This is a genomic window from Micromonospora sp. NPDC047753 (genome assembly GCF_040642735.1).
GTDB lineage: Bacteria > Actinomycetota > Actinomycetes > Mycobacteriales > Micromonosporaceae > Micromonospora.
Window position 1 is genome coordinate 1 of the sequence record NZ_JBEYSL010000648.1, and the last position, 3191, is coordinate 3191.

The window sequence follows — 3191 nt, forward strand, 5'->3', positions numbered from 1 at the left end:
GGGCCAAGGCAGTGGCGCGGGCCAGGGTGGCAGTGGTGCGGGCCAAGGCAGTGGCGCGGGCCAGGGTGGCAGTGGTGCGGGCCAAGGCAGTGGCGCGGGCCGGCGTGGCGGCGGAGGGACGGCCGGGAGCGGTGCCGCCTGGGCTGCCAGTCGGGCGGCCGCGGCCATCGAAGGCCCGGCGACGCCACACGGCGGCGCGGCACCGGGCGGGAGCGACTTCGCACCTCGCAGCGGCGGGACGACGCCTGTCGGCAGTGGGGTCGCACCTCTGGGCAGTGGGGCGACGCCCGCCAGTCGGGTGACGCCCGCCAGTGGGGTGGCGCCCGCCAGTAGCGGGGTCGCACCTACCGGCAGTGGGGTGATGCCCGCCGGCAGTGGGGCGATGCCCGCCGGCAGCGGAATGGCTTACCCCGGCAGCACGGCGTTCCCGGGCAGCGGGATGGCACTCTCCGGCGGCACGGCACCCCACGGCGGCGGAATGACGGCCGCCGACCCTGCGGGCTGGGGTGGTGACGAGGGCTGGGCCGGCGCCGGCGGCGAGGGCGGGCTGTTCGACGGCGGGCACGGCCTGGACTCGGTACCGGACGGTCCGCCGGTCGGCCGACACCGACGCACCTGAGCGGCCCGCACGCCACGCCAGCCTGCGACGCGGCTGGCCACCCCGGTCGGCGGCGTCCGCCGGACCCACGCCGCGCCTGCGACGCGGCTGGCCACCCCGGTCGGGCGGCATCCGCCGGACCCACGCCGCGCCTGCCACGCGGCTGGCCACCCCGCGCTGGACCTGGTTCCTTCACGTCGCGCCGATCGCGCCCGAGGCGGTCTGGTCACGCCGCCCTGGCGGGGCGGCCGGGGCGACGTCCCGGAGAGCGCTGATGTCTGTGAGTCATCACGATGACTCACAGACATCAGCGTCGAAGGAGTTACTGCCCTGGGGCGCGGAGCATCTGCGTGAGGTGAGGCATCCCGACGCCGGAGGCGCCCGGACCAGGCCACGGCGCGGGCGGGCCAGCGGGGAACGGGCCGGCGCGGATCGGGCCAGCGCGGATCGGGTCAGCGCGGATCGGGTCAGGGCAGGCGGGTCTGGAGCACACCGTTCTGGATCCGGGTGGGCAGGATCTGCTGGTCGTTGCCGGACGGCCCCTGTACGACCTCGCCGCCGTTGAGCCGGAAGGCGCTGCCGTGCCACGGGCAGACCACGCAGGCGTGGCCGTCGATCTCCTGCACCTCACCCTCGCCGAGCGGCCCGCTCTGGTGCGGGCAGCGCTCCAACATCACGGTCACCTCGTCACCGTGCCGGTAGAGGATCACCGAGATGTCGTCGTCCACCTCTCTGGTGATCAGGGTGCGTTGCGGCAGCGTCGCCATGTCGGCCAGCGAGTGCCAGCCATCGGTCATCCGGTGCAGCTCGGAGACGCTCTGGTTGACCTGCGCCCCCTGCTTGTACGCCAGGTGACCCCCGATGTACGCGCCGAGGCTCACCGTGGAGAGCCCGAGGAAGCCGAGGGCGCGACCCATTCCGTGGCGGCCGGACAGCCGGGCGGCCAGCGAGCCGGCGTAGAGCGTCATGCCGACGGTGTTGGCGGCGGCGTGCACCAGGCCGACCCGGCGCTGGTCCCGGGCGAGTGCCGCCCAGTCGTTCAGACCGGCGACGGCCGCCGGCAGCGCGCTGACGGTGCCCAGACCGACCAGCACCGTGGCGGGCCGGCGCTGCCCGGGCATGAGGTCCAGCACCGCGGCGCTGATCCACGCGCCGACCGGCACCTGCACCATCGCCGGGTGCAGCGGATGCCCGAGGGTCACCCCGTGCAACAGGTCGCGCAGCCGACGTGGACGTAGCGTCCCCAGGACGACCTTCTGCAACCGGTCGCCCGCGCGGTCCAGCCGGGAGTCCTGCTCAACTTTCGTCAAAAGTGCTCGCACGAGTACCGACTTCCCGGCGTTCGCCGTCGCAAACCGGCCAGCGGCGACAAACCTGCCGCACCACCCAGGCCGCCGATCTTGCAGTTTGTGCTCACAAAATCCTGGCCACAAGGGGCGAATCGGCAACCCAAAGTGCAAGATCGACGGGGATTGTGGGGTTGGGGCCGGGCCGGCATGCTGGCGGGATGGGTGTACGGGTGGAGCGGGTCGGGGCGGTCACCACAGTGGTGCTGGACCGGGCGGACGCTCGGAACGCCGTGGACGGTCCTACGGCTCGGGCGCTGGCGGACGCGTTTCGGGCCTTCGAGGCTGATCCGGACGCGTTGGTGGCAGTGCTCTGGGGCGCCGGTGGGACGTTCTGCGCCGGCGCCGACCTCAAGGCGATCGGCACACCGAGCGGCAACCGGGTCGAGCCCGAGGGGGACGGCCCGATGGGTCCGACCCGGATGACGCTCAGCAAACCGGTGATCGCGGCGATCTCCGGGTACGCGGTGGCGGGCGGGCTGGAACTGGCGCTCTGGTGTGACCTGCGGGTCGCCGAGTCCGACTCGACACTCGGGGTCTTCTGCCGCCGCTGGGGAGTGCCGCTGATCGACGGTGGCACCGTCCGGCTGCCCCGGTTGATCGGCGAGAGTCGGGCCATGGACCTGATCCTCACCGGCCGGCCGGTGCCGGCCGACGAGGCGTACTCGATGGGGTTGGTCAATCGGTTGGTGCCACCCGGCCAGGCGCGGGCCGCGGCCGAGGAGTTGGCGGCGGCGATCGCCCGGCATCCGCAGACCTGCCTGCGCAACGACCGGTTGGCACTGCTGGCCGCTGCGGGACGACCCGAGCCGGAAGCGCTGGCGACCGAGTTGGCGTACGGGATGGATTCGCTGGCCACTGACGCGGCGGCCGGCGCGGCCCGGTTCGCCGCGGGCGAGGGCCGACACGGCGCGACGCCGCCGGGAGGGTGGGTCCCCCCGACGGCGTCGGCTACCGGGTGAATCAGTTGCGGTTGATGGTGAAGGTCGTCGTGGGGTTCTGGATGTCCACGGCGTTGTTGCTCAGCCGCAGGTTGTTGAAGGTGACCGAGCCGACGGCCGGCCCCTGCCCCGCCTCCGGCATGGGGTTCGCCCAGATGGCGAAGCCGGACTTCGCGTCGTAGGCGTCCCCGCTCTTCCGGGCACCGCTGATCGAGACGTTCGTGAAGACCGTGTCGGTGATCGGGTTCTGCGGCTGCCCACCGACGTAGTTGGTCTGGAACATGATGCCGCTGTAGGTCGGATCGA

Annotated in this window: 4 protein-coding genes; 2 read left to right on the top strand and 2 right to left on the bottom strand. The window is 73.1% G+C overall.

All coding sequences use genetic code 11. From position 1 onward, the window contains the following. Positions 1-361 precede the first annotated feature (361 nt). Positions 362-619 carry a hypothetical protein gene (locus ABZ749_RS32525; protein ID WP_357234620.1) on the top strand — a complete coding sequence of 86 codons (258 nt, stop codon included), beginning with the start codon at positions 362-364 and terminating at the stop codon, positions 617-619. Between the two features lie 446 nt (positions 620-1065). Here the strand turns inward: ABZ749_RS32525 and ABZ749_RS32530 are convergent, their stop codons facing one another. Further along, entirely contained in the window at positions 1066-1920 is an 855-nt protein-coding gene (locus ABZ749_RS32530; RefSeq protein ID WP_328651462.1) for a Rieske 2Fe-2S domain-containing protein, read from the bottom strand. A gap of 185 nt (positions 1921-2105) precedes the next feature. Between ABZ749_RS32530 and ABZ749_RS32535 the strand changes: the two genes are divergently transcribed. Beyond that, on the top strand, positions 2106-2906 hold the full coding sequence (locus ABZ749_RS32535) for a crotonase/enoyl-CoA hydratase family protein (protein WP_357234623.1): 801 nt from the start codon (positions 2106-2108) through the stop codon (positions 2904-2906). Between the two features lies 1 nt (position 2907). Here ABZ749_RS32535 and ABZ749_RS32540 read toward each other — a convergent pair. After that, positions 2908-3191, bottom strand: a 284-nt coding sequence (locus ABZ749_RS32540; RefSeq protein ID WP_357234626.1) for a hypothetical protein, incomplete at its 5' end; no start/stop codon positions are given.

Coding starts and splice junctions, on each gene's coding strand:
- ABZ749_RS32525 (WP_357234620.1), top strand. CDS start 362: ATGCCCGCCGGCAGTGGGGCGATGCCCGCCGGCAGCGGAATGGCTTAC.
- ABZ749_RS32535 (WP_357234623.1), top strand. CDS start 2,106: ATGGGTGTACGGGTGGAGCGGGTCGGGGCGGTCACCACAGTGGTGCTG.